Annotated in this window: 23 protein-coding genes; 14 read left to right on the forward strand and 9 right to left on the reverse strand. The window is 35.7% G+C overall.

The genetic code is table 11. The features are described 5' to 3' along the window. The first annotated feature begins 22 nt into the window (after positions 1-22). The 4 genes from BLV64_RS09715 to BLV64_RS09730 all read left to right on the forward strand — a co-directional run bounded on the left by BLV64_RS09715 (position 23) and on the right by BLV64_RS09730 (position 4,009). On the forward strand, positions 23-769 hold the full coding sequence (locus BLV64_RS09715) for an SDR family NAD(P)-dependent oxidoreductase (RefSeq protein WP_092134621.1): 747 nt from the start codon (positions 23-25) through the stop codon (positions 767-769). A 317-nt stretch (positions 770-1,086) separates the two neighbouring features. After that, positions 1,087-1,677: a HupE/UreJ family protein gene (locus tag BLV64_RS09720; RefSeq protein ID WP_092134624.1), complete on the forward strand. Its 591-nt coding sequence runs from the start codon at positions 1,087-1,089 to the stop codon at positions 1,675-1,677. Between the two features lie 200 nt (positions 1,678-1,877). Next, positions 1,878-2,306, forward strand: coding sequence for a deoxycytidylate deaminase (locus tag BLV64_RS09725; RefSeq protein WP_092134626.1), 429 nt, complete (start codon positions 1,878-1,880; stop codon positions 2,304-2,306). Then, entirely contained in the window at positions 2,306-4,009 is a 1,704-nt protein-coding gene (locus tag BLV64_RS09730) for a S41 family peptidase (protein WP_092134629.1), read from the forward strand. Before BLV64_RS09725 ends, BLV64_RS09730 begins: the two co-directional genes overlap by 1 nt. A gap of 5 nt (positions 4,010-4,014) precedes the next feature. Here the strand turns inward: BLV64_RS09730 and BLV64_RS09735 are convergent, their stop codons facing one another. Genes BLV64_RS09735 through BLV64_RS09745 form a run of 3 tightly spaced genes read right to left on the reverse strand, consistent with a single transcriptional unit; the run spans position 4,015 to position 5,405 of the window. Then, positions 4,015-4,617, reverse strand: a complete 603-nt coding sequence (locus BLV64_RS09735) for an FAD-dependent oxidoreductase (RefSeq protein WP_092134632.1) — start codon at positions 4,615-4,617, stop codon at positions 4,015-4,017. Beyond that, entirely contained in the window at positions 4,617-4,814 is a 198-nt protein-coding gene (locus BLV64_RS09740) for a hypothetical protein (RefSeq protein WP_092134635.1), read from the reverse strand. The genes BLV64_RS09735 and BLV64_RS09740 overlap by 1 nt, the downstream gene beginning before the upstream one ends. 9 nt (positions 4,815-4,823) lie before the next feature. Continuing rightward, positions 4,824-5,405 carry a MarC family protein gene (locus BLV64_RS09745; protein ID WP_092134638.1) on the reverse strand — a complete coding sequence of 194 codons (582 nt, stop codon included), beginning with the start codon at positions 5,403-5,405 and terminating at the stop codon, positions 4,824-4,826. A 146-nt stretch (positions 5,406-5,551) separates the two neighbouring features. Between BLV64_RS09745 and BLV64_RS09750 the strand changes: the two genes are divergently transcribed. Then, positions 5,552-6,121, forward strand: coding sequence for a DUF3109 family protein (locus BLV64_RS09750; RefSeq protein ID WP_092134641.1), 570 nt, complete (start codon positions 5,552-5,554; stop codon positions 6,119-6,121). 8 nt (positions 6,122-6,129) lie between these two features. Here the strand turns inward: BLV64_RS09750 and BLV64_RS09755 are convergent, their stop codons facing one another. Then, positions 6,130-8,100, reverse strand: a complete 1,971-nt coding sequence (locus tag BLV64_RS09755; RefSeq protein WP_092134644.1) for a tetratricopeptide repeat-containing sensor histidine kinase — start codon at positions 8,098-8,100, stop codon at positions 6,130-6,132. Further along, the gene (locus tag BLV64_RS09760) at positions 8,100-8,834 is read right to left on the reverse strand and encodes a LytR/AlgR family response regulator transcription factor (RefSeq protein WP_092134647.1); all 735 of its coding nucleotides are present in this window, start codon (positions 8,832-8,834) and stop codon (positions 8,100-8,102) included. The genes BLV64_RS09755 and BLV64_RS09760 overlap by 1 nt, the downstream gene beginning before the upstream one ends. Positions 8,835-9,339: 505 nt before the next feature. Here BLV64_RS09760 and BLV64_RS09765 point away from each other — a divergent pair. Together BLV64_RS09765 and BLV64_RS09770 are read left to right on the forward strand one after the other, a co-directional pair. After that, positions 9,340-10,326, forward strand: a complete 987-nt coding sequence (locus tag BLV64_RS09765; protein WP_092134649.1) for a ribonucleotide-diphosphate reductase subunit beta — start codon at positions 9,340-9,342, stop codon at positions 10,324-10,326. 183 nt (positions 10,327-10,509) lie between these two features. Beyond that, complete coding sequence (locus BLV64_RS09770) at positions 10,510-12,984, forward strand: ribonucleoside-diphosphate reductase subunit alpha (RefSeq protein ID WP_092134652.1); 2,475 nt, start codon at positions 10,510-10,512, stop codon at positions 12,982-12,984. A gap of 199 nt (positions 12,985-13,183) precedes the next feature. Here BLV64_RS09770 and odhB read toward each other — a convergent pair whose 3' ends face one another. Beyond that, positions 13,184-14,449 carry a 2-oxoglutarate dehydrogenase complex dihydrolipoyllysine-residue succinyltransferase gene (odhB, locus tag BLV64_RS09775; RefSeq protein WP_092134655.1) on the reverse strand — a complete coding sequence of 422 codons (1,266 nt, stop codon included), beginning with the start codon at positions 14,447-14,449 and terminating at the stop codon, positions 13,184-13,186. Between the two features lie 56 nt (positions 14,450-14,505). Continuing rightward, entirely contained in the window at positions 14,506-17,265 is a 2,760-nt protein-coding gene (locus BLV64_RS09780) for a 2-oxoglutarate dehydrogenase E1 component (RefSeq protein WP_092134658.1), read from the reverse strand. 115 nt (positions 17,266-17,380) lie between these two features. Between BLV64_RS09780 and BLV64_RS09785 the strand changes: the two genes are divergently transcribed. From BLV64_RS09785 to BLV64_RS09805, 5 genes are all read left to right on the forward strand, one after another. Further along, a complete protein-coding gene (locus tag BLV64_RS09785) occupies positions 17,381-17,920 on the forward strand; it encodes an alpha-ketoglutarate decarboxylase (protein ID WP_245705897.1) in 540 nt (179 codons plus the stop codon). A gap of 152 nt (positions 17,921-18,072) precedes the next feature. Next, complete coding sequence (locus BLV64_RS09790; protein WP_092134663.1) at positions 18,073-18,579, forward strand: c-type cytochrome; 507 nt, start codon at positions 18,073-18,075, stop codon at positions 18,577-18,579. Between the two features lie 409 nt (positions 18,580-18,988). Then, the gene (locus tag BLV64_RS09795) at positions 18,989-19,399 is read left to right on the forward strand and encodes a hypothetical protein (protein ID WP_092134666.1); all 411 of its coding nucleotides are present in this window, start codon (positions 18,989-18,991) and stop codon (positions 19,397-19,399) included. Between the two features lie 92 nt (positions 19,400-19,491). Next, positions 19,492-20,352 carry a hypothetical protein gene (locus BLV64_RS09800; protein WP_092134669.1) on the forward strand — a complete coding sequence of 287 codons (861 nt, stop codon included), beginning with the start codon at positions 19,492-19,494 and terminating at the stop codon, positions 20,350-20,352. A 68-nt stretch (positions 20,353-20,420) separates the two neighbouring features. After that, positions 20,421-22,421 (forward strand): TonB-dependent receptor plug domain-containing protein, encoded by a 2,001-nt coding sequence (locus tag BLV64_RS09805; RefSeq protein ID WP_092134673.1) that lies wholly within the window; start codon positions 20,421-20,423, stop codon positions 22,419-22,421. Between the two features lie 107 nt (positions 22,422-22,528). Here BLV64_RS09805 and BLV64_RS09810 read toward each other — a convergent pair whose 3' ends face one another. Together BLV64_RS09810 and BLV64_RS09815 are read right to left on the reverse strand one after the other, a co-directional pair. Further along, positions 22,529-22,879 (reverse strand): hypothetical protein, encoded by a 351-nt coding sequence (locus BLV64_RS09810; RefSeq protein WP_092134675.1) that lies wholly within the window; start codon positions 22,877-22,879, stop codon positions 22,529-22,531. Positions 22,880-22,881: 2 nt separating this feature from the next. After that, positions 22,882-23,856, reverse strand: a complete 975-nt coding sequence (locus tag BLV64_RS09815) for a polyprenyl synthetase family protein (RefSeq protein WP_092134678.1) — start codon at positions 23,854-23,856, stop codon at positions 22,882-22,884. Positions 23,857-23,977: 121 nt separating this feature from the next. On the opposite strand from BLV64_RS09815, the gene BLV64_RS09820 reads away from it, so the two are divergent. Together BLV64_RS09820 and BLV64_RS09825 are read left to right on the forward strand one after the other, a co-directional pair. Then, on the forward strand, positions 23,978-24,598 hold the full coding sequence (locus BLV64_RS09820; RefSeq protein ID WP_092134681.1) for a TetR/AcrR family transcriptional regulator: 621 nt from the start codon (positions 23,978-23,980) through the stop codon (positions 24,596-24,598). Between the two features lies 1 nt (position 24,599). Beyond that, positions 24,600-25,919 (forward strand): TolC family protein, encoded by a 1,320-nt coding sequence (locus BLV64_RS09825; protein ID WP_092134684.1) that lies wholly within the window; start codon positions 24,600-24,602, stop codon positions 25,917-25,919. Positions 25,920-25,935 lie beyond the last annotated feature (16 nt).

Consider the following 25,935-nt stretch of genomic DNA (forward strand, 5'->3'; position numbering starts at 1 on the left):
AAAAATTTAAAAATAGTTTAGCATGAAAAACTTAAAAGACAAAGTCATTATAATAACTGGAGGTGCTGCAGGAATAGGTGGTGCCATGACCTCAGAATTAACAGAACGAGGCGCCTGCGTGGTTGCTGTCGATTTAAATGAAGAAGCAGGAGCAGAAAAAGTAGCTTCTAACCCAGATCAAATTGTTTTTTTAAAAGGAGACATTTCTAAAGAATCTATAGCAAAGGAAGCAGTAGCGCTCGCTATTTCGAAATTTGGAAAATTAACTAGTGTGGTTAATAATGCCCATGCTTCACGCCAAAAGCCTTTAATGGAACTAACGGAAGCCGATTGGGAGTTGTCTATGAATACGGGGTTAAAAGGAACCTTGCATTTTATGAAAGCTGCTTATCCGGAGCTTAAAAAAACGAAGGGGTCTATTGTAAACTTTGGTTCAGGAGCTGGACTGCTAGGTCAGAAAAACCAAGGAAGTTATGCCGCGGCGAAAGAAGCTATTAGAGGTCTGTCGCGAGTGGCTGCCAACGAATGGGCGGAAGAAGGCATACGTGTAAACGTAGTTTGTCCCCTAGCATTTACCGAAGGGGTTAAGCAATGGAAAGCACATTTTCCAGAGCAGTATGAAGAGATCATAGGTAAAAACCCAATGCATCGTTTTGGAGACCCTCAAAAAGATGTGGCTCCAATTGTAGCCTTTTTATTAAGTGACGACAGCCAGTACATGACCGGTCAAACCCTTATGGCCGATGGTGGAGATATAAAATTAAGATAAAGCATTGGACGCCCTTAAGTCCCGATAAATAATAAATAAAAAAAACACTATCACTCATGGTGTGAAAAAAATACTACCGCTACAATTTTATTAAACCCTTGTTAGATATGTATTTAACAAGGGTTTTTTATTTAAATCTATAGCTTGTCATTCCGAAGTATGAGAAATCACATAAAGATAGGGGCATAGGATTGGATTTAATGAAAACGAAGGTTGTCATACCTACTATGTGTATATAATTACAAAAACGACTCCGAAAGTTGTCGTTTTTCTTTTTTAATGTATATTTGATACTTCCCTAAATTAAGACAACTATTATGCTACAAGAATTTTGGTTTAATGTGCAATATGGTATGAACCATGTTTTGGATATTAATGCTTATGATCACGTTTTATTCTTAATCGTTTTATCGGTTCCGTACTTGTTTAAAGATTGGAAGCGTGTGCTTATGTTGGTTACCGTTTTTACTGTTGGTCATACCATTTCTATTATATTAGCAACTTACGGTGCGGTTAAGGTATCTGTTCCCGTTGTTGAGTTTTTAATTCCGTTAAGTATTCTAATTATAGGACTGTTTAATGTGTTTACAGCAGGTAAAGGTGCTCAAAAAGAAAAGGTAGGTGTGTTGTTTTTTTCAACCTTGTTTTTCGGATTGGTCCATGGGCTGGGCTTTGCAAGAGAATTACAAATGTTAATAGGGCCTAATGATAACAAATTTCTAGTCATGCTAGAATTTGCTTTGGGTATTGAGTTAGCTCAAATTATCATTGTCTTTTTAGTCCTGTTTATAGGGTACTTAGTGCAAACGATTTTTAGGTTTTCTAAACGCGATTGGATTATGGTTTTGTCGGCCATTGTTATTGGTTTGGTTATCCCTATGCTAATGAACAGTGAGTTAATGGCTTAACGGTCTAGACTATTTTTCTTAAATCTTCTTTAATTGTATTGTTATTATATCGCGAACCTACTATCTTCGTAGTATAGTTACGCGTAAAAGATTGAGGTACTGTGGAGCTCTTTTTTAAAAGTTTTAAAAAAAGCGACTACCGAAAGCTTGGTTTTTAGCTTTTTCTGCTAAAAATACGCCCAAAATACATTTAAAATTAGATGTCTCATAAAAAATTAAAGTACGATAAAGCTTATCTTAGAATAGCAAAAGAATGGGGAAAGCTGTCCTTTTGTGAACGCAAACAAGTTGGTGCGGTTATTGTTAAAGATAGAATGATAATATCTGACGGATTTAACGGTACACCAACGGGGTTTGAGAATTTTTGCGAAGATGAAGAAGGCTATACCAAATGGTATGTCTTGCACGCCGAAGCTAATGCGATTTTAAAAGTGGCATCGTCTACACAGTCTTGTAAAGGGGCAACCTTATATATTACCCTTTCACCGTGCAAAGAATGTAGTAAATTAATTCATCAAGCAGGAATTGTTCGTGTGGTATATCACCAGGGGTATAAAGACGATTCAGGCTTGCGATTTCTTGAAAAAGCAGGCATAGAAGTCAGTCAGATACAGGAGCTAGAAGCCTAATGAAAATGAAAAAAAAATACTGGCCATTGGTTTTAGGTGCAGCTATTGCGCTAGGTGTTTTTATTGGCGGAAAATTAAATTTCACCGACTCTTCCGATCGTATTTTTACATCCAATAGCAAAAAAGATAAACTAAACCGCCTTATTGATTACATTGATTATGAGTATGTAGACGATGTAAATACCGATAGTATTGTAGATGTTACGGTAAATGGTATTTTAGAAAACTTAGACCCGCATTCTGTATATATTCCTAAAGATGAAATGCAAGAAGTCACCGAAAATATGAAAGGTGATTTTGTAGGTATTGGTATTAGTTTTTATACCCATAATGATACCATTACTGTGATAAGAACGTTAGAAGGTGGGCCTAGTGAAAAAGCAGGCTTGAAAGCGGGAGATCGTATTATTACCGCAAATGGCGATTCGCTATTTGGTCGTGATTTAGAGAATGGTGATTTGGTGAAAAAATTAAAAGGCCTAATAGATACCAAGGTCAACTTAGAAATTATTCGTCGCGGTTATTCTAAACCCTTAGCGTTTACAGTAACTCGAGGGCATATTCCTATTAAAAGTGTTGATGCCGCTTATATGCTTGCTGATAGTTTAGGGTATATAAAAATTAATAGGTTCGCCGAGTCTACCTACCGCGAATTTAAAACCGAGCTTAATAAACTTCAGGCACTGGGGGCTACCCAGTTGGCACTAGATTTACGTGAAAATCCAGGGGGCTTTTTAGGGGTTGCAGAGAAAATTATAGATGAATTTCTAGAGGATAAAACACTCATTTTATTTACTAAAAATAAAAGCGGACAGATAGAGAAAAATTATGCCACATCGCGTGGTGATTTCGAAAATGGAAAGGTGTATGTGCTTATAGATGAAAACTCGGCTTCGGCAAGTGAAATTGTAGCCGGTGCATTACAAGATAATGATAAAGGGGTTATTGTAGGGCGTCGCTCGTACGGGAAAGGTTTGGTGCAGCGAGAAATGCAATTGGGCGATGGTAGTGCGGTGCGATTAACAGTATCGCGATATTATACACCAACAGGACGTTCTATTCAACGTGCCTACGACGAGGGTAATGGTGATTATTTTGATGACTATTATTCGCGAATTGAAAGCGGTGAGCTGTTTGACGCTTCTAAAATTGAAGTCGCCGATTCCTTAAAGTTTATCACTCCAAAAGGTAAGATCGTTTACGGTGGCGGAGGTATTATTCCCGATGTTTTTGTGCCTGTAGACCGTGCGATGAATAACGAAACCTTATTGTATTTATACCGTCGTGGCTTAATAAATAACTTTGCTTTCGAGCATTTAGAACGCGACCGTGAGGCTTATGCTAAGCAAACGCGTCAGGATTTTATTTCCTTTTATGAGGTGGACGATGCCGTTATTGATGAGTTTCAAGAGTACTTGGAAATTAAAGGAAGAACAAGCAGTGTGTTTGTAACCTATAAGGAGGAAATTAAGCATTATATAAAAGCCGCTATTGCCGAGCAATTATTTGGTACTGGTGCTTTCGAAGAAGTGCTAAACCAACGTGATATTATGATTGAAAAAATCATACACCTTAGTGCTGGCGTTATAAAAACAGTTGCAGAAACCGCTGATAGCAACGGGCAGGGCTTTGATGCTATAAATAAGGATTTGCCAAAAGCACAAACCGAGCAAGAGGTTGATAATGATATACTTAACGATTAACGTCTTTAGATTTTGTCGTGTACCTTGGTATGTCTGCCGTTATTCCATAGTGTTAATATATCGGTAGCCACATGAGCACCACTTCCAGCGGCAATAGAGAACTGACTTCTCCATCCTGCTAAAGTCCCCGCCACATATAACCCGTTTTCTATAAGATGATCGGTATTTTCTAGCCAGATACGGTCTTTAGAAATAGCTGCTCTAGGATGCGATTTTATATAAGGCTCTAAGCCTTTAATGGTGATGAGGTTGGTATACCCCACAGCAATCACCACGATTTTTGATGTGTAGGTGCTTTTATTGGTCGTAACCGTATACGTTTCGCCAGTTTTAGTTACTGCCGTTACTTTTTCATTTTCAATTTGTTGTACTTCAGGGTAAAGATCGGCAAGTTGTTTTTTGCCTTCCGATAATATAGAAGCGCCTGTAGTTCCAGGTTTTAGGCCTAGAACATTATTAAATTTAGCAGTTTGTAAATGCGATGCCTTTTGGTGTATAATAATCGCTACTTGTTTACCTTCGGCAAAAGGTTTTTTTAAACCAGAGCCTAAAACTAAAGCGCAAGAGAGGCCTGCTGCACCACCACCAATTATTAACGTGTCTAGCATTAGTGTTTCGATTTTTTTTCTATCGCTTTAGAGATGCGTAATATTTGTAATAATAATAAAGCGCATAATGCGGCAAGCATAGTAATTAAAGCAACAACACTTTCGCCTTCTAAAAGATTAGTGAAATCTAATTTTGTAGCGTTAAAAATAACAAGTGCAATAGCTAGAGCTGATAATATGTAAGTAAAAATTTTCATAATGTAAATTTAAGCAAAAAGAACTTTAATATTGTGAGCAAATAATTTTACTGCAATGGCTAGTAATATAACACCAAAAACTTTTCTAACAATACTAATTCCGTTAGGACCAATAATACGCTCTATACGTTTTGAGGTTTTTAAAACAATATAGATAACTATAACGTTAAGTATTACGGCAACAATAATATTCTGGATGTTAAACTCGGCACGTAAAGATAATAAAGTTGTTAAACTTCCTGGTCCAGCAATTAAAGGGAAGGCTAAAGGAAATACCGAAGCAGTCATCGGGCTCGAGTCATCTTCCTTATAAAGCGTTATTCCTAAGATCATTTCTAGGGCTATAAAAAATAATATAAAGGCACCGGCTACAGCAAACGAGCTCACGTCGATACCGATAAGATTTAATATGCTTTTTCCTAAAAATAAAAAGGATATTAATATGATTCCTGCAATAATAGAGGCCTTTTCGCTTTGTATGTGACCTACTTTTTTTCGTAAATCAATGATAATTGGAATGTTACCTACGATATCTATAACCGCAAATAAAATCATAAAAGCTGTGAATATTTCTTTGAAATTTAATTCCATGCTAACTGGCGTTTAAAATTTATGCAAAACTAATCTAATAAAATCAGATAAATGCTTAGGAATACATAAAATTAAAGAGTTTGAAATTCTCTCTATAATCTTTTAATTAAGCATTATATTTGCAGCGTATTTAACACTTACGATGTATGTTCCAGTTGGGGAAAACTATAGTTTCTGAAGCTATAATAGAAAAAGATTTTGTTTGTAATTTATCCGCTTGTAAAGGGGCTTGTTGTATCGATGGCGATGCAGGAGCGCCATTAACAAAAGAGGAAACGGAAATTTTAGAGGACGTTTACCCTAAAGTAAAACCTTATTTACGTCAAGAAGGGATTGATGCTATAGAGGCTCAAGGTACATTTACGGTATCTGAGTTTGGCGAATTCGAAACTCCGCTTATTAATGGTGCCGACTGTGCCTATGTTATTTTTGATGAAAAAAAGACGGCTTTGTGTGCTTTAGAGGAAGCGTATAATCAAGGTGATACCACCTGGAAAAAACCAGTATCTTGCCATCTGTATCCGATTAGAATTAAAGACTATAGTGAGTTTTCTGCCGTTAATTACGAAAAATGGGATATCTGTGATGATGCCTGTTCATTAGGGAAGGAGCTTCAAGTGCCTGTTTATAAATTTGTAAAAGAGGCTCTTATTAGAAAGTTTGGTGAAGATTGGTATGCAGAGCTAGAAAAAGTGGCAGCTACTTTTAATCGCTAATCTCAAAATCAGCGTAATTTTTTAATCTCTTTTGTAGGGATGTTTAAGGTGATTTTTGTTCCCGTAGGTTTGTTGTTTTCGTATAAATCTTCAATAGAGATCGTGTAAGAATGTACATAGCGTTGTGAGAAATTTTCAAGACGCTGTTTTGTAATGCCTATACCTAAAGATTTTCGTTTTAATATCTTGTTTTCTTTAATGGTTTTCGATGCTATGCGTCCTATACCATTATCGGTAATGGAAATAGAAACATAATCCTTTTTCGATTGATAGACATGAACAGTGATGCTTTTGTCGCCTTTTTTTGGTGATAAACCGTGCCATAATGCATTTTCTAAAAATGGCTGTAAGACCAAGGAAGGGACTTTTAAGCTGTCGACATTTACTGTGGGATCGATAATGGTTTCGTAATTTATTTTATTTGAAAACCGGATGTTTTCGATGTTCATATACAAGTTCATGGTTTCTAGTTCCTCGGCAATAGAAATTTGCTTCTCGGTAGAAGCGATCAGGATTTTACGAATAAACTTAGAGAATTTTGTTAGGTAGTAAATTGCATTTTCCTTCTCGTTGTTAATGATGTATAATTTTATCGAGTTTAAAGAATTAAAGATAAAATGCGGATTCATTTGATTCCGGAGCATGTCTTGCTCTAGAGTTAGAATCATTTTTTCACTTTTAAGTTGTTGGTGCCTATTAATAAAAAACAAGGCGATTCCCAGCGCGAGTAATCCCGATAAGATAAAAAGTCCCGTCTTTTTATTTTCTTCTAATCGTAATTTTACAATTTCATTTTCGCTCGCTAAGGCTTGTATTTGGTTGTTTTTCTTCTCTGTTTCATACTGTAACCGCAGGGAGCTTACAAATTGTGCATTTTTTTCACTTATAATACTTTGGTTGAGTTTGATGGCTTTTTTGTATTGTTTTAAACTCAGTTCGAAATCATTTTTTTTCTCGTTTAACTCTGATAAATGGAGATAGGCATCGGCGATAGACGATTTTAGTTTGTAGTCTTCGGCAACGTTTAAGCCTTTAGTTAGCCAAATTTCAGCAAGCTCTAAACGGTTGAGTTTAAGGTGAGCCCAACCGAGGGTGTTATAGGCAAAGGCAATATAAAACTGGTCTTGGTTTTTTTCGGCTAGTGGAATTGTAGGTGCTATGATTTTTAGGGCGGCTTCCGGTTTGTTCTGCTTAATATAAATAGAACCGATACTGGTATTGCAAATAACACGTCCTACATCGGAGTTTATTTTCTCGTTATAAGATAACGAGATTTTATAATTCTCTAAGGCTGTGCTAAGTTGGTTTTGCTCTTCGTAAATAGCGCCTATATTATGGTAGTTTATGGCTAGGCCGAGATAGTTATTGGCTTCTTTTTCGATTTTCAAAGAGTTGTTAAACACTTGTAGGGCTAAGTCGTATTGTTTTAGACTGAGATAAATGTTACCCATGCTATTGTAACTAACAGCGATGCTTTTTTGGATGCTTTTCGTTTTTTCCGGATGCTGCTCGGCGAGTTGTAAGGCGTTTTGGTGGTAAGCCAATGCGCTTTTAATATTGTCTAATCTACGCTCTACAACACCAAGCATATTCAAGCTCACGATATGAAATTCTATAAGTTTCTTTTCTTTAGAAATAGTTAAGGCTTTGTTTAAAGCGGCTTTCGATTTTTTAAATAAAGATTTGTTTCTGTATTGGTTGCCCAGCATGATATGTGCAAAAGCTTCCCCTTGAGGGTAGTTTTTTTCTGCACTTCGCTCTGCAAAAATCTTCATTTTTAGGGTGTCGTATTTATTTCTGTAAATCGCATAATCTAAGTCGTTAAACGCTTTGTGATTTACTTTTATTAGGCTGTCGGCAATGACCGAAAATTGAGGTTTAGAACTCTGGGAGAATCCTAAAGTAGATACGAGAAGTGCAAGAGTTAAAAGCTGGTTTTTAAGCGCGAGTATAGAAAAAGATGGTGGAGAGTTTAGCATTATAGTTTTTCTAAAAAATCTGATTTGCGTTGGCGCGCTACTGGAATTTTATGATTGCTTTCCATAATCACATAACCTTCAGTTTTTATGTATTCTTTGATTTTCCCCATGTTAACGATAAACGAATTGTGAATTCTAAAAAAGGACTCTTCAGGAAGTAGTAAATTGACCTCTTTTAGCTTTTTTGTCACCACTAACTTTTGATTGTTTGCTAAAAACAGCGTGCTGTAATTGCCGTCGGATTCTACAAATAAAATATCTTCTAAATCAAGGAAAAGTAATTTACCATCGGTGTTGATAGTGATTTTCTTTTTGTTGTTGGTATTTGTGAAATTGATTAATATGTCTTCAAGCTTATCGGTCGTAGAGACTCGAGTTTTGTATTTCCTAATTTTTAAAATGGTTTCCTTGAGGTCATCGGCGTCAATAGGTTTTAATAAGTAATCCAGGGCCTCTTTTTTTAAAGCTCGAATAGCATATTCGTCGTAAGCCGAGGTGATGATAATCGCGATATTCTTAGAGTCTAGCTGCTCTAAAAACTGAAAGCCATCCATAGTTGGCATTTGTATGTCTAAGAATAAGCAGTCTGGAGTGACTTTTTTTAGGTATGTAAGCGCCTCTTCCGGCACAGAAAATGTTTTAATAATCTCTATGTCGTTGCTATAATTTTTAAGCTCCCAGGATAATCCTTCGATCGCTTTTGGTTCGTCGTCTACAATAACTGCTTTAAGCATGATACTTTTAATATATAATTCTACTTAAATATAAAATTAATAATTGAGACTTTTAATTTTTATGTGTAAATGGATGAAAAAAATGTGTGATTAGTCGGTCGCTAGCTTTTTTAAATGTTGCAAATGATTATTTCGGGATTAAAACGGGCAAACATTCTTGGTTTTGCACAAAGATTGCCTGCAGGTGTAGATGATGCGGCTAGCCGGTTTTTAGGTGTGAAAAAGCAGCTAAAATGAGCTAATGTATTAGCTAATAAAGGGTATGATAATGGCCGTAAACATACTTTAAATAAACTTGATTTTATAATGTTTTTTCATTAAAATTTTAAAATGGCAGGTAACTCAATAAAACCACCTTGTAGCCCTACATTTCAACAATCGATGTTAAAAACTTATCGTGTTTATCGCTTATTTTGCTTTTAAAATCAGATGTAATTTTCAATCTTTGTTTGTCGCTAGAATAATTAAAATTTACGTCTAATAGTTATAAAACATATCCTATAAAATGTCTCAAGAACTCGAACCAATTTTACAAGAAAATAAAGATAGATTTGTAATATTTCCTATTCAACATCACGATCTATGGGAATGGTATAAAAAGTCTCAAGCGAGTATTTGGACAGCAGAGGAAATTGATTTGCACCAAGATTTATCGGATTGGACAAATAAATTAAATGATGACGAGCGTTATTTTATAAAGCATATTCTTGCTTTTTTTGCAGCTAGTGATGGTATTGTAAACGAAAACTTAGCCGAAAACTTTGTTAATGAGGTTCAGTATAGTGAAGCTAAGTTCTTTTATGGTTTTCAAATCATGATGGAGAATATTCACAGTGAAACCTATTCTCTGTTAATTGATACCTATGTTAAAGACGAGACTGAAAAATCTAATCTTTTTAACGCTATCGAAACATTTCCTGCAATTAAAAGAAAAGCAGAGTGGGCTTTAAAATGGATTGAATCTCCAAGTTTTTCTGAACGATTAATTGCTTTCGCAGCCGTTGAAGGTATTTTCTTTTCTGGGTCGTTCTGTTCTATCTTTTGGTTAAAAAAACGTGGTTTAATGCCTGGTTTAACCTTCTCTAACGAGTTGATCTCTAGGGATGAAGGAATGCATTGTGATTTTGCTGTGCACTTACACGAAAATCATTTAGTAAATAAAGTACCTAAAGATCGTATTAGAGAGATTCTTGTCGATGCACTTAATATAGAACGTGAGTTTATTACCGAATCGTTACCTGTAAGTTTAATAGGGATGAATTCGAAATTAATGACGCAGTATTTAGAGTTTGTTACCGACGGATTATTACAGGACTTAGGATGTGAGAAGGAGTTTAATACTGCAAATCCATTCGATTTTATGGATATGATTTCTCTACAGGGAAAAACCAACTTCTTTGAAAAACGTGTAGGGGATTATCAAAAAGCCGGCGTTATGGATATTAATAAAGGAGACGACGAAGACAAATACAATATGGATTTCGATTTTTAAATTCGGAAGGCCTATTCAATAGATCACATCGTGGTGCTAGCGTAATTTATTACGAATAGCGACTACACTTGTAATTAAACTAGTAAATAATAACACGCTATTAATCAGTTAGTTATTGTATTAGAATACCCAATTAACCCCTTTTCTGAAAAAACATCAGAAAATGAAACTAAATCGTAAAGTATGTTTGTATTAAAAAGAGATGGAAGAAAAGAGCCGATAATGTTTGATAAAATCACTGCTAGAGTGAGAAAATTATGTTACGGTTTAAATGAATTAGTAGATCCGGTAAAGGTGGCAATGCGTGTTATAGAAGGATTGTATGATGGTGTAACAACTAGTGAGCTTGATAATCTAGCAGCAGAGCAAGCAGCTACAATGACTACTGCACACCCTGATTATGCGCGTTTAGCAGCACGTATCTCGGTGTCTAACTTACATAAAAACACCAAGAAAACGTTTAGTGAGGTGATGCATGACTTGTATACCTACGTTAATGATAGAACAGGAAAGCACTCGCCTTTATTATCTGATGAGGTTTATAAGGTTATTGAAGACAATAAAGATAAATTAGACTCTGCGATAATTTATAACCGTGATTTTGGTTATGATTATTTTGGCTTTAAAACCTTAGAGCGTTCTTACCTATTAAAATTAAACGGTAAAATAGTCGAGAGACCACAACATATGTTAATGCGTGTGTCGATAGGAATTCATTTAAACGATTTAGATGCAGCCCTTGAGACCTACGAGTTAATGTCTAAAAAATACTTTACACACGCGACGCCTACCTTATTTAATTCGGGTACGCCAAAACCGCAAATGTCTTCTTGTTTCTTACTAACTGTAAAAGACGATAGTATAGATGGTATTTACGATACTTTAAAGCAGACAGCAAAAATCTCGCAATCGGCAGGGGGTATCGGGTTGTCTATTCATAATGTGCGTGCTACAGGAAGTTACATTGCCGGTACAAACGGTACGAGTAATGGAATAGTACCTATGTTAAAAGTATTTAACGATACAGCGCGTTACGTAGATCAAGGAGGAGGAAAACGCAAAGGAAGTTTTGCTATGTATATCGAGCCATGGCATGCCGATATTATGAGTTTCTTAGATTTAAAGAAAAACCACGGTGCCGAGGAATTGCGTGCAAGAGATTTATTCTACGCGATGTGGATGCCAGATTTGTTTATGAAGCGTGTGGAGCAAAATGGCGAGTGGACCTTAATGTGTCCTAACGAATGTCCTGGACTATGCGATGTACACAGTGAGGAGTTTGATGCTTTATATACCAAATACGAAACGGAAGGTAAAGGGCGTAAAACCATAAAAGCGCGTGAGCTTTGGGAGAAAATATTAGAATCTCAAATCGAAACCGGTACGCCGTATATGTTGTATAAAGATGCCGCAAATCGCAAATCGAATCAGAAGAATTTAGGAACTATTCGTTCTTCAAATTTATGTACGGAGATTATGGAATATACCTCTCCAGATGAGGTTGCTGTTTGTAACTTAGCGTCGATTGCCTTACCTATGTTTGTTAAAAACGGAGCGTTCGATCATAAAGAATTATTCCGCATTACAAAGCGTGTAACAAAAAACCTAAACCGTGTTATTGATAGAAATTATTACCCGGTAAAAGAAGCAGAAAATTCTAACTTCCGCCATAGACCAGTTGGTTTAGGTGTGCAAGGTTTAGCGGATGCTTTTATAAAATTACGTTTACCGTTTACTAGTGATGAAGCGAAAGCTTTAAATCACGATATATTTGAAACACTTTACTTCGCTGCGGTAACGGCAAGTATGGAAGAGGCTATGCAAGATGGGCCATACCAAACTTATGAGGGAAGTCCTATTAGTCAAGGGCAATTTCAATTTAACCTTTGGGGAGTAAAAGAGGAAGATTTAAGTGGTCGCTGGGATTGGGCAAAATTACGTGAGCAAGTGTTAGAACACGGAGTGCGTAACTCGTTATTAGTAGCGCCTATGCCAACAGCTTCGACCTCTCAGATTTTAGGAAATAACGAATGTTTCGAACCGTATACCTCAAATATCTATACGCGACGTGTACTGTCTGGTGAGTTTATTGTAGTTAACAAACACTTATTAGAAGATTTGGTAGAATTGGGCTTATGGAATGATGAGTTAAAAAACGAAATCATGAGAGCTAACGGGTCTATTCAACATGTAGATAGTATTCCTGCGGATATTAAAGAGTTGTATAAAACAGTATGGGAGATGAGTATGAAAGACATTATTGATATGTCGCGCCAACGTGGGTACTTTATCGATCAATCGCAATCACTAAACTTATTCTTAGAAGGAGCAACTATGGCTAAATTAACGTCTATGCACTTCTACGCTTGGAAAAGCGGACTAAAGACTGGGATGTATTACTTACGTACAAAGAGTGCCGTAGACGCGAAGAAATTCACTGTAACGCGCGCTAAAAAACAAGAGCCCGTGGCTGTTGAAGAGAAAGTAAGTGCACCTATAGAACAAAAACAACAACAAGCAGCGGAGACTGCTGCTAAATTTGCTAAGGAAAAAGAGGTGACTGTAAGTACAGAGCCCTTATCTCCTGAAGAAATGAAAGCACTAATTGCACAAGCAAAAGAAGCCGAAGGCGACGACTGCTTAATGTGTGGTTCGTAATTTTTAATTTTAATGTTAGAAAAAAGTGCCTTACGTATGTAGGGTACTTTTTTTTTGTCCTTTTAAAAGGTAGCATCAGTAGCTTAGGTAAAGGCATACTTTATTTAGAAATCAGGTACTATCCGAAAATAACTATAAGTCATAAAAAAAGCATCCTGAAAAGGATGCTTTTTTATTTATATAAGTGAGTGAGATATTATTAAAGCTCTAAAGCTCTTTTAATATCGTTATCCATTAATAGTTCAGTTGGGTTTTCTAAGGCTTCTTTAACAGCTACTAAGAATCCAACACTTTCTTTACCATCAATAATACGGTGGTCGTAAGATAAAGCTACAAACATGATAGGTCTAATTTCCACATGTCCGTCTATAGCTACAGGGCGCTCAACAATGTTGTGCATTCCTAAGATACCACTTTGAGGTGGGTTAATAATAGGAGTCGATAGCATACTACCAAAGACACCACCATTAGAGATCGTAAATGTACCACCTGTCATTTCATCAACAGTAATTTGTCCGTCTCTAGCTCTTAAGGCTAAACGTTTTACTTCTGCTTCAACACCTCTAAACGATAAGTTTTCTGCATTTCTTATTACAGGTACCATTAATCCTTTAGGACCAGAAACAGCAATACTAACATCTACGAAATCGTAGGTTAACATTTCTTTTCCGTCGATCATAGAGTTAACCGCTGGGTACATTTTTAAAGCTCTTACTACTGCTAAAGTGAAGAAAGACATAAATCCTAATCCAACACCATGCTTCGCTTTAAAAGCTTCTTTATATTCTTTTCTTAGCTCAAAAATTGGAGACATATCAACCTCATTAAATGTGGTTAACATAGCCGTTGTGTTTTTAGCTTCTACTAAACGTTCTGCTACTTTACGACGTAACATAGACATTTTACTCTTAGAAGAGCTTCTATTTCCACCAGAAGGTGTTCCCATAGAAGGTACTGCTTTTACAGCATCATCTTTAGTAATACGTCCGTCTTTACCTGTACCGGTAACTGCTTTAGCATCGATTCCTTTTTCTGCTAATACTTTTTTAGCTGCAGGACTCGCTACACCAGAAGCGTAAGTTTCTTTTGCTGGATTAGCTGCTTTAGGATTCGTATCGGCTGCTGCTTTTTGATCTTTAGCAAGGTTTTTTTCAGCGTTTGTATTTCCACCTTCATCACCACCTTCAAAAGTTGATGGAGCATCCGATGAAGCGCCTTCAGGTTTGCTAGCACTCGTGTCTATTAAACAGACTACTTGACCAACTTCTACAGCGTCTCCTTCTTCAGCTTTTAAAGTAATAATACCACTAGCTTCTGCAGGAAGTTCTAAGGTTGCTTTATCGCTATCTACCTCGGCAATGGCTTGGTCTTTTTCAACATAATCACCATCTTGTACTAACCATTCTGCTATTTCAACTTCTGTAATTGATTCTCCAGGAGAAGGCACTTTCATTTCTAAAATCATCGTAATGTAATTTTATGTTTTGTTTGTTTTTACTTTTTTAATGTATTCAAAGACTTTTATCTCTGATTGTTTTTTGTTTTATCGAATACATAATCGATAACTTCTTTATGTCTAGCTTTAGATCTTACTGCGCTACCAGCTGCTGGTGCTCCGTAAGGTCTTCTCGATGCAAGTCTGAAGTTTCTAGCTTCATCTAAATGCATTAACATATGACTGTATGCTCCCATATTTTTAGGCTCTTCTTGTGCCCAAACAATATCGTCTGCATTGCTATACTTCGCTAAAATAGCTTTAATCTCATCAGTCGGTACCGGGAAAAGTTGCTCGATTCTCACCAAGGCTACGTCATCTCGTTTAAGATTTTCGCGCTCTTCATCAAGATCGTAATAAAACTTTCCTGTTAGTAAAACTAATGTTTTTATTTTATTTACATCGCTAACATTGTCATCTATTACCATTTTAAATGATCCATTGGCAAAACTTTCTACTGTAGACACACATTTAGGGTGACGCAATAAACTTTTTGGTGTGAATACTATTAATGGTTTTCTGAAATTAGATTTCATTTGTCGTCTTAACAAATGGAACATATTTTCTGGCGTTGTACAATCGGCGATATACATATTGTCTTTAGCACATAATTGTAAGTAACGCTCCATTCTTCCAGACGAGTGTTCTGCACCTTGCCCCTCATAACCATGAGGTAATAACATGACTAATCCGTTTTGTGTTTTCCATTTCGCTTCGGCAGCAGAAATATATTGGTCTAACATAATCTGAGCACCATTACTGAAATCTCCAAATTGAGCTTCCCATATGGTTAAGGTATTCGGACTGGCCATAGCGTAACCATAATCAAATCCTACCACACCATACTCTGATAGTAAGGAGTTAAATATGTGGAATTCTCCTTGTTTTTCGTTAAGCTGATTCAGTAATAAGATTTCCTCTTCACTATCTTCAACTTTAACTACAGCGTGACGGTGAGAGAACGTACCACGCTCTACATCTTGTCCTGAAATTCTAACGTCGTAACCTTCGTCTAAGAGCGTTCCATAAGCTAGATGTTCGGCCATAGCCCAATCTAATTTGTTCTCATCGAACATTTTTTGTCTAGACTGTATTAAACGTTCAATTTTACGAATAAACTTTTTGTCTTTCGGTAGATTGGAAATTACTTTCGTAATTTCTGCTAGTTTTTCTACGCTTGTTGTCGTATCAACAGGTTCCATCATTTTCTGCTCGTTAGCACGCTCGAAATCTTTCCACGTGTCTTGCATAAATGGGGTAATCACTGTTTTATCTTCTTTTCTAGAATCTTCTAATTTTTCTTCTAGAGCGTCTTTATATGTTTTTTCTAATTGCTTAACGTGGTTCTCGTCAATAATCCCTTCTGCTATTAACTTGGCAGCATAGATATCTCTCGGATTACTGTGTTTGGCAATGGCTTTGTATAACTTAGGTTGGGTAAAACGAGGTTCGTCACCTTCATTATGACCGTATTTTCTATAACCTAATAAATCGATAAATACATCGCGTTTAAATTGCATTCTAAATTCTAGAGCAAATAAAGTGGCGTGAACTACCGCTTCTGCATCATCGGCGTTTACGTGTAATACCGGCGATAAAGTAACTTTACCTACGTCGGTACAGTACGTACTAGAACGTGCATCTAAATAGTTGGTTGTAAAACCGATTTGGTTATTAACGACAATATGAATCGTACCATTAGTTTTATAACCATCTAATTGAGCCATTTGAATTAATTCGTAAACTAACCCTTGCCCTGCGATAGCAGCATCACCATGTACAATAATAGGTAATACTTTACTAAAATCGTCTTTGTAGTATTTATCTTGTTTAGCTCTTACAATGCCCTCTACAACAGCGCCTACAGTTTCTAGGTGAGACGGGTTAGGGGCAATGCTTAAGTTAATTTCTTTTCCTGATTCTGTTTCGCGATTACTAGTCCATCCCAGGTGGTATTTTACATCACCATCAAATACTTTTTCTTCGTAATCTTTTCCGTCAAATTCGCTAAAAATGTCTTTAGCCGATTTTCCAAAAATGTTTGTTAGTGTACTTAAACGCCCACGGTGAGCCATACCCATTACAAACTCTTTAACGCCATATTCGGCCGCTTTTTCAATAGCAGCATCTAAAGCTGGGATTAAAGTTTCACCACCTTCTAATGAGAAACGCTTTTGACCGACATACTTGGTATGTAAAAAGCTTTCAAAAGACACAGCTTCGTTTAATTTTCTAAGGATATGCTTTTTCTGGTCAGTAGAAAACTTAGGTTGGTTGTTGGCAACATTAAGTCTGTCCTGAATCCATTTTAACTCTTCAGGTTTGCGAATATACATGTACTCAACACCAATCGAGTGACAGTACACTTGCTCTAAGTGGTCGATTATTTTTTGTAGCGTTTGAGGGCCACCATAACCTAACATTTCTCCAGCATCGAAACGTGTTTCTAAATCTGAAGATGATAATCCAAAGTTTTCAATCTCTAGAGTTGGAGCGTATTTTCTACGTGCTCTAACAGGATTGGTTTTCGTAAATAAATGACCTCGAGATCTGTACCCGTGGATTAAGTTTAAAACCTTGAACTCTTTTAAAACATGTTCTGGGACTTGAGAAGACACTTCTTCTACAGTGTCGCCTTCCATGCTGTAGTTTTCACTACCAAAGTCATAACCTTGGAAAAAAGCTCTCCAACTTGGCTCTACTGAATCTGGGTTTTCTAAATATTGGTCATATAAATCAGCAAAGTATGCTGTATGTGCTGCGTTTAAAAAGGAATATTTATCCATTATAAAATTTAAGACGGGTTCGCTTCAACAAAATTTTATCAAAAATACAATAATTACTAAAAGTAGGCATACTTTTAGTATATTTATAACAACTTTTTATTTTAATTTCAGGTAAATGAGGAATTTTAAATTTATTCTACTTAAAAAACCATTCTTATTATTAATGTTCACTTTGTTTTGTGGGGTTGCAAGTGCGCAGCTCACTGTCAAAGAATCCAGTCCTAATTTTTGGCAAAATGTTCGTTTTGGAGGTGGTTTAGGATTGAGTACTGGTAGTGGTTATTTTAGTGCTACGGTGGCACCAAGTGCTATTTATGAATTTAATTCGATGTTTGGATTGGGGGTAGGACTAAGTGGTACCTATACCAAAAGGAAAGATTTCTATAAATCTACCGTTTTTGGGGGGAGTCTGATAGGATTGTTTTCTCCTATTCGCGAACTGCAATTATCGGCTGAGTTTGAAGAGTTTTTTGTAACTCGTAATTTTGATAATCCCGTATTTGAAGATGATGAGTATTGGCATCCCGCATTGTTTTTAGGAGCCGGTTTTAGAACGCAAAATGTTACTATGGGTGTACGATATAATCTTTTATATGATGATGATAAAAGTATCTATGCTAACGCTTGGATGCCTTTTGTAAGGGTATATTTCTAAAACCTTTTGGCTATCATGCCGTTATATTTAAGAGGTTAGTTTGCTTTTTTATAATGCGACGAGAAATAGCCTTTTAGTGATTTTTATCATATTTTTCGAGGGCATATAGTATTATTTTTACATCATTAAAAGTCTTATAAATTAAATAAATTATGAAATCAGCATTAAAAATTATTACCGTATTATGTTTAACACTCCTCGTGAGTTGTGGTGGTAAAGAAGAAAAGAAAAAAGAGAAAATCTCTTACCCTACAAAGGAGCCGATAGAGCAGACTACAGCGCCTAAGGATGAAGTGGTTTTAGCGTCTAAAAAAGTAGACTTGGTAAATAAGGGTGTCGGACCTATTACCTCTGTAGATTTGAGTAATCCGGTAGACCAGAAAATGGTTGAGCGCGGACAAGGCGTATTTAAACAAATGTGTACCGCTTGCCATAGAGAAAATAAAAAGTTTATTGGCCCAGCACCAGCAGGTATTTTAAATCGTAGATCACCAGAATGGATTATGAATATGATTTTAAATCCTGAGCAAATGGTAAAAGAAGATCCGTTAGCTAAAGAACTGTTAGCTGAATTTAACGGTTCGCCAATGGTTAATCAAAATCTTTCTGAAGAAGATGCAAGAGCTGTTTTAGAATATTTTAGAACATTAGAAGAATAAACTAACTCCTAATAATAGGAGCTGTAAATACAAAAGTAAAGACCAGTAGTTAATTCATTTAACTCCTGGTCTTTATTTTTTTTAACTACAGCGTTTAAGGTTTGTTTATAATGTGGTTAATTATCTGTTGGCTACATCCTTATTTTACTGTGTACTAATTAAACTCGTGTAAATATATTTGGAAAAGGTGTTCGTTCGGGAGGTGTGAATTTAGATTCTATAGCCATGGTATTTAATCTGTTTTTTTTGAATAAATTCGGAGCTTGTTGTTTGATTTATAATGCTTTCGGTTTGGGTTGTTCTGCACTTAACAAGAATCCTGCTTATGTATAATAAAAAAGTGCTTTAATCGAAGTAATTTATGATATAAATCATACATAATTCCTAGTGTGTCTTGTAACTTTGCATTATGGTTTCTGCTATTGCAAGTAAAATAACAGTCTTTGTTTTAGTATTTATATTATTAGCTCATAATATAAATACACTTGCTATTGTTGGTGATTTTGTAATCAACCAAGACTTTATTGCTAAAACACTGTGTATTCAAAAAGAGGACCAGCAAGGTTGTAATGGTAAATGTCAATTACGTAAAGAACTCGTAGAAAGTCAATCATCAACCAATACAGAAACCCCTTTACAAGTAAGCAAACGTCTTGTTCTAGATGCGTTTTTTGCATCTTCTATTGTTAATATTCACGTAGAGCAGATGGAATGGCCGCTACAAAAACAGAAAACACACTTTCACTCTTCGAAAGTTTTAAAGCTGTATCCTGAAATAGATACTCCTCCACCAAATTTTAGTTCGTTTTTTTCGATATAAAAATCAGATCGATTTTTACTCTTTGACCAACTCGTTTAACGGGCTTGGAAGGGGTTTTTTATCTCAATCTTAAAATTATTAAAATAGAAAAAATGAAACTTAAACTTAAACACCTATTATCTATACTACTTATTGCTTTACTTACTATATCCTGTTCTACAGATGATGAGGATAACATGGACACTAGTTCAGTAAGTGAAGTTGACGGACTAACTTTAATCCAAGAATTAACAAACAGTACACATCGTATAGAATTATATAATACCACAGGAGAATTTAAAACAGGGTACAATGCCGTTAGTTTGAGAGTAAAAGATTTGGCGACAAACACCTATGTGGAAGATGCCGAATTATCTTGGATGCCTGTTATGCAAATGCCAACAATGCAACATGCGTGTCCTATGTCATCACCAACTAAAGTGATTGATAAAAACACAGTTTATACAGGGTATATTATATATCAAATGACGAACTTGGATGGTGAGGGATGGTCGCTAACGGTAGACTATACTATTAATGGAATCGATTATACAGTAAGCGATACGATAACGGTAATTCAAAATCATAACCAAAACGTTTTAAGTTTTTTAGGGGCTGATGATGTGAGATATATTGTTGCGTTAATTGAACCATCGACTCCTAAAATAGCTATTAATACCTTTAAAGTCGGTTTGTTTAAAATGGAAACTATGATGAGTTTTCCGGTTGTAGAAAACTTTTCTCTTACGTTAGACCCTAGAATGCCTGGAATGGGTAACCATTCATCACCAAACAATACAGATTTAATATATAACCCTTCCGATGGTATGTATTATGCCGACTTATCCTTAACAATGACGGGTTATTGGGTTCTTAACTTAAAATTATTAAACGAGAATAGTGAGGTTTTAAAAGGGGAAGAGGTTACAGAAGAGCATACACAAAGTTCCTTGTATTTAGAATTGGAATTTTAATTATAAAAACAACTTCTTAATTCTAGCAGGCGCATGGTTTGTCGCGTGTCCGCACTATTAAATCACTTATGAAAAAAATTATAATATTCAGTATAGGTTTTCTGTGTAACGCTGTTGTTTTTTGTCAAAACACGGAAGAGTTAACTCAGAAAGATACCACTAAACTTGAAGAGGTTATTGTATTAAGCAGGCACCACCTAAGTCACTATCGCCAACAGAAAACCCTTTCAAGTATTGATGACTATTTAGAGCAATCAAATGCTATTACCATGATAAAACGAGGTAATTATGCTTGGGAACCTGCTTTAAACAATATGACTAGCGACCGATTAAGTGTTACTATCGATGGGATGCAGTTGTTTGGTGCTTGTACCGATAAAATGGATCCTATAACCTCTTATGTCGATGTCTCGAATCTAGACCGCGTTAGTGTGAACTCAGGACAAGAGGGTGCGGAAAACGGACATGCTATTGGTGGTAATATCGACTTGCAAATTCCCAATGCTAAATACTACGGGTCAGGCTTAAAAACAAGTGCGGATTTAGGTTATGAAACCAACGGAAATTATAAAACTGCTGGATTAGATGTAGAGTATTCTGGGGATAGGTTTTATATGAATGCCGATGGCATTTATCGAAAATCTGATAATTATGACGCCGGTAACCAACAAGAGGTGTTGTACTCTCAATTCGAAAAATTTAATCTTTCGCTTCAAACCGGGTTTAAGCTTAATGAAAATCATAGCTTGGATGCTCACCTTATTTATGATAAAGCCACAGACGTTGGATATCCAGCATTGCCAATGGATGTCTCATTGGCTGAGGCTTTAATAACATCTTTAAGTCATAATTATAACAATGATGAAGCGTTTATAGAGACCTTGGAAACAAAATTGTATTTCAATACGATTACACATGTTATGGACGACTCTAAGCGACCTATAGTGTCTATTCGAATGGATATGCCTGGTTGGAGTGATACCTATGGTTTTTATAGTAAAGCAACCGCGAAAATTAAAAAGCATAAGCTGCTTTTTAATTTCAATGGCTATTATAACCGTTCTTTAGCAGAAATGACCATGTACCCGAACGACACGAATCAACCAGCAATGTTTATGTATACTTGGCCAGATATTAGGACGCTATATTCTGGTGTGTATATAAAGGATGCGTATACAATAAACGAAAATGAAACGCTTGTAGGGGCGTTAAGATTAGGGTTTCATCAAAATGAAATTGCAAAAGAAGTGGGATTGGAAAGTCTGCAAATTTTTTATCCTCAAATTAAAGACACCAAAAATAGAATGTTAACCAGTCTCTCGTCTAATTATAATTTAAAAAAAGAGCAATGGAATTTTTCTTTTGGCCTTGGCTATGGGGAGAGGGCACCATCGGTAAGTGAAGGGTACGGCTTTTTCTTATTTAATAGCTTTGATAATTATGATCATATAGGAAACCCGACGTTAAAAAATGAAAAAGCACTCGAATCTCATATAAAGGTGGATTATAAAAGCGGTTTATTCCGTGTTGGATTAGAGTCGTCTTACTTTTATATTATGGATTATATTGTTGGCGATATAGAACCTTCGTTTAGTCCGATGACCATCGGTGCGAGTGGTGTGCGTGTGTATAATGCGTTGCCAAGCGCTTCCATTTTTGATGTGTATTTAAATGCGGGTTATAAAATGAGTACTACGCTTTCGGCTAGTGCGAGTCTTGGTTATAATTATGGAAAAGGGAGTAATAAAGAGCGTTTACCTTTAATTAAACCATTTTCCTATTTGGCCGAATTAAATTATAATACCAAAATGTTTAATGCTGGATTACAATTAGAAGGGAACGGAAATCAAAGTCATTATAGTCGTTTTTATGGTGAGGATAATACACCGCGATATGCCGTTTTAAACCTCAATCTTGGAACTGTATTTTATAAGGAGAAAACTAAATTTGTGGTAAAATATGGTGTTGAAAATATTTTGGACACATCTTATTTTACCTATGCAGATTGGAATAATATTAACAGGCAAGGGCGTAATTTTTTTATGAATATATCGGTAGTTCTAAATTAATATAGTCCATAAAAAAAACGCATCAATTCGGCATGTTTTCGTCCGGTTGATGCGTTTTTATATGTTTTAAAGCTATCACTATGGTGAAGCCGTTCGTGTTATACCGACTAAGAATACTTATTCTTAAACCATACCTTTTGCCATTCTCTTTTTAAAATTAGAAAAGAAACCTCTTCAGAAAGTTGTACGGTATCATCGCCATTTAAAGCTCTAATTTGATCTTCGGAAACATCAATAATATATAATAAATTAAGATAGTCGGAAAACCGGTCTTGAATTAGCGTATAAACCATTTCGTGAAGTTGCAGTTTTAGTTCGGAAGGCGTGACTTGGTCTTCAAAACTTAATTCAATATTTGCCAATAAAAAATCTTTATTGAGTTGTTGAACAAGCTTGTTATAAAGCGCAAGCGATTCTGCTTCTTTAATTAAATCTGTAAACGTTGTAGGCAGCTTCATGATTAGACCTTGCGGTTCATTAAATCGGTTCCGAATGCTCTTAAATTTTCTTTATGCGCTTCAGAAATCGTTAAAGTATCTAATACAGCAAAGGCTTTTTTAGTATAATTTTCAATTTCTTTTTGAGTGGCTTCAGCAGAGCCTGTCGAAACGAAAAAGGCTTTTATAGTTTCAATTTTATCAGAATTATCTTCTAAGTTAACCGAAAACAATTGTTTTAACTGATGCTGATCGGCAGCATTTGAAAATTCTAAAGCTTTTAAATATAAAAAGGTCTTTTTGTTTTCAATAATATCACCACCAACCTGTTTTCCGAAGGTTTCGGGGTTTCCAAAAGCATCTAAATAATCGTCTTGTAATTGAAAGGCGATTCCTAATAACCGTCCAAAATCATAAATCTTTTGTTGGTCTTCTTTCGAAGCTTTAGCGACAATGGCACCCATTTGCATTGCAGCACCTACCAAAACAGCTGTTTTGTATTCAATCATTTTTAAATACTCAGGGATGGTTACATCATCTCGGGTTTCAAAATCAACGTCGTACTGCTGTCCTTCGCAAACCTCTAAGGCCGTCTTACTAAATAATTTTGCTAAAGCCCTGAAAATAGTAGCGTCGTAATTTTCAAAAAGCTGATACGCCATAATAAGCATCGCGTCTCCAGATAAAATACCAGTGTTGATATCCCATTTTTCATGCACGGTTTGTTGTCCGCGACGTAAAGGCGCATCGTCCATAATATCATCATGTACCAACGAGAAATTGTGAAATACTTCAATGCTTAATGCAGCATCTAAAGCTTTTTTGTAATCACAATTAAAAAGTTCGGCCGTCATTAATGTTAAAACGGGACGTAAGCGCTTTCCTCCCAATTCTAATATATAGTGAATAGGTTGGTAGAGACTTTTAGGTTCTTTGTCGCAGGTAAACGTTTTTAAATGCTCTAAAAACGCAGCTTGGTATTGAGGTGTTGTTTGCATGCGGCAAAAATAATGTAAAAACTTATAAAACACCACCTTTTTCTGTTCTGTTAAATTATTATTAAAACTCAGGAAACTTTTTAGGTTTATAAAGTTTCCTGCCGTAGTTTTGCACCTTATTATGAGAACAAGTATTATTAATAAATCGGCAGAGTTATTTCTTACCTTAGGGTTTAAGAGTGTAACCATGGACGATATTGCCAAGGAATTGGGGATATCGAAAAAGACCATATACCAGCACTTTGACAATAAAACAAAATTGGTAGAAGCGGTGACTTGGTCTTTATCGGAGTCTTTTTCTAATGGTATTGAAGCTATTGTTCAGGAAGAATTAAATCCTATTGCAGAGATTTATCAGTTTAAGCGTTTTATTTTAGGACATATTAAAGACGATAAATCCTCTCCGCAATACCAACTTCAAAAATATTATCCTAAAATATATCAAGCTGTAAAAGCTAAGCAGTCTTGTGTTATGGACGATTGTATAAATCAGAATCTAGAAAAAGGAATCGCATTAAAATTATATCGTGATTCTATAGATGTAGATTTTATATCAAAAATGTATTTTAACTCTATCATATCCCTTAAGGACAAAGGTCTTTTTCCTTTAAAAAGATTTTCTATGAATATGCTTATGGAGCAGTTTATAGAATATCATTTACGAGGTATATGCACCCCTCTAGGTATAGAGGTTTTAGCAAATCAATCACAATCAACTAAAAATCATCCAATATTAAACTAAAATGAAAAACAAAATAACAGTTTTATTTTTCTTATTCAGTCTGAGTCTGTTTTCTCAAGATAACGTCCAACGTTTTACTCTTCAAGAGGCTATAGATTATGCTTTGGCGAATAACAGGACGGCATTAAATGCGCAGCTAGATGTAGAAGCGGCAAAACAGCAAAAACGAGAAACTGTAGCTACCGGTTTACCGCAACTAAGTGGTAATATAGATTATCAGAATAGTATAAAACAGCAGTTTCCAGGAATTGATTTTGATGGTGATGGTAATGTCGATTTTGGTGCTAAACAATCTATGACGGTAGGAGCAGTGTTAAATCAGAAAATTTTTGACGGATCTTATATCGTAGGGTTACAATCGGCGAAAGTGTACTTGGAAATTTCTAAAAACGCTAAAGAAAAAACCGATTTACAAATTAGAGAAGCTGTAATTAACGCTTATGGCAATGTGTTACTTGCCGAAGAGAGCCTTGAAATTATAAATAGTAACATTGCTATTTTAGAAAAAAATGTAAATGAGACGACAAAGATTTTCGAAAATGGTCTGGAAGAGGAAGAGAGTGTAGAGCAACTTAAAATCACACTTTCTGGGGTTAAAAGTCAGCTTAACAATACAAAGCGTCTAAAGTCTATTGCTTATCAAATGTTAAACATCACTTTAGGGTTAGATGTCAATGCAGCTATAGAATTAACAGACGATTTGGAAGCCTTAACAACTCAAAATATGAGTTTAGAGCTTTTAGCAGCACCAGAAACAATTACCGATAATATAGATTATAAAATTGCTGCTAACGATAAAGTGTCTAAAGAACTGCTTGTAGATTTAGAGCGCAGTAAAGCATTGCCAACATTAAATGCGTTTTTAAATGGATCTTATATTGGAAACAATGAAGCTTTTCAGTTTACCACGCGTCATCAAAATTGGATTGGAACAGCAGCCTTTGGTGCGACCTTACATATTCCGATTTTTAGTTCTGGAATGCGTAGTGCGTCTACTCAGCGTGCGCGAATCAATTTAGAAAAAGCAGAAGCTAATTTAATAGAAACCGAGCAGCAATTACGCTTGGAAATAGCTTCGGCAAAAAGTGATTACGAATTAGCCATTGAAGAATACAGTAATAAAAAAGAAAATTTAAATTTAGCAGAGCGCATAGAGAATAAAAATCAGACCAAATTCTTCGAAGGAGTAGGGTCTAGTTTCGAATTGCGTCAGGCACAAACACAGCTGTATGCGGCTCAACAAGAGTTTTTACAAGCCATGCTAAATGTAATCAATGCAAAAGCCGAACTAGAAACGGTATTAAATCAACCAACTTACTAATCAATCTATATCCCAT

The organism is Bizionia paragorgiae (assembly GCF_900107625.1).
Lineage (GTDB): Bacteria > Bacteroidota > Bacteroidia > Flavobacteriales > Flavobacteriaceae > Bizionia > Bizionia paragorgiae.

Coding starts and splice junctions, on each gene's coding strand:
- BLV64_RS09715 (WP_092134621.1), top strand. CDS start 23: ATGAAAAACTTAAAAGACAAAGTCATTATAATAACTGGAGGTGCTGCA.
- BLV64_RS09720 (WP_092134624.1), top strand. CDS start 1,087: ATGCTACAAGAATTTTGGTTTAATGTGCAATATGGTATGAACCATGTT.
- BLV64_RS09725 (WP_092134626.1), top strand. CDS start 1,878: ATGTCTCATAAAAAATTAAAGTACGATAAAGCTTATCTTAGAATAGCA.
- BLV64_RS09730 (WP_092134629.1), top strand. CDS start 2,306: ATGAAAATGAAAAAAAAATACTGGCCATTGGTTTTAGGTGCAGCTATT.
- BLV64_RS09735 (WP_092134632.1), bottom strand. CDS start 4,617: ATGCTAGACACGTTAATAATTGGTGGTGGTGCAGCAGGCCTCTCTTGC.
- BLV64_RS09740 (WP_092134635.1), bottom strand. CDS start 4,814: ATGAAAATTTTTACTTACATATTATCAGCTCTAGCTATTGCACTTGTT.
- BLV64_RS09745 (WP_092134638.1), bottom strand. CDS start 5,405: ATGGAATTAAATTTCAAAGAAATATTCACAGCTTTTATGATTTTATTT.
- BLV64_RS09750 (WP_092134641.1), top strand. CDS start 5,552: ATGTTCCAGTTGGGGAAAACTATAGTTTCTGAAGCTATAATAGAAAAA.
- BLV64_RS09755 (WP_092134644.1), bottom strand. CDS start 8,100: ATGCTAAACTCTCCACCATCTTTTTCTATACTCGCGCTTAAAAACCAG.
- BLV64_RS09760 (WP_092134647.1), bottom strand. CDS start 8,834: ATGCTTAAAGCAGTTATTGTAGACGACGAACCAAAAGCGATCGAAGGA.
- BLV64_RS09765 (WP_092134649.1), top strand. CDS start 9,340: ATGTCTCAAGAACTCGAACCAATTTTACAAGAAAATAAAGATAGATTT.
- BLV64_RS09770 (WP_092134652.1), top strand. CDS start 10,510: ATGTTTGTATTAAAAAGAGATGGAAGAAAAGAGCCGATAATGTTTGAT.
- odhB (WP_092134655.1), bottom strand. CDS start 14,449: ATGATTTTAGAAATGAAAGTGCCTTCTCCTGGAGAATCAATTACAGAA.
- BLV64_RS09780 (WP_092134658.1), bottom strand. CDS start 17,265: ATGGATAAATATTCCTTTTTAAACGCAGCACATACAGCATACTTTGCT.
- BLV64_RS09785 (WP_245705897.1), top strand. CDS start 17,381: ATGAGGAATTTTAAATTTATTCTACTTAAAAAACCATTCTTATTATTA.
- BLV64_RS09790 (WP_092134663.1), top strand. CDS start 18,073: ATGAAATCAGCATTAAAAATTATTACCGTATTATGTTTAACACTCCTC.
- BLV64_RS09795 (WP_092134666.1), top strand. CDS start 18,989: ATGGTTTCTGCTATTGCAAGTAAAATAACAGTCTTTGTTTTAGTATTT.
- BLV64_RS09800 (WP_092134669.1), top strand. CDS start 19,492: ATGAAACTTAAACTTAAACACCTATTATCTATACTACTTATTGCTTTA.
- BLV64_RS09805 (WP_092134673.1), top strand. CDS start 20,421: ATGAAAAAAATTATAATATTCAGTATAGGTTTTCTGTGTAACGCTGTT.
- BLV64_RS09810 (WP_092134675.1), bottom strand. CDS start 22,879: ATGAAGCTGCCTACAACGTTTACAGATTTAATTAAAGAAGCAGAATCG.
- BLV64_RS09815 (WP_092134678.1), bottom strand. CDS start 23,856: ATGCAAACAACACCTCAATACCAAGCTGCGTTTTTAGAGCATTTAAAA.
- BLV64_RS09820 (WP_092134681.1), top strand. CDS start 23,978: ATGAGAACAAGTATTATTAATAAATCGGCAGAGTTATTTCTTACCTTA.
- BLV64_RS09825 (WP_092134684.1), top strand. CDS start 24,600: ATGAAAAACAAAATAACAGTTTTATTTTTCTTATTCAGTCTGAGTCTG.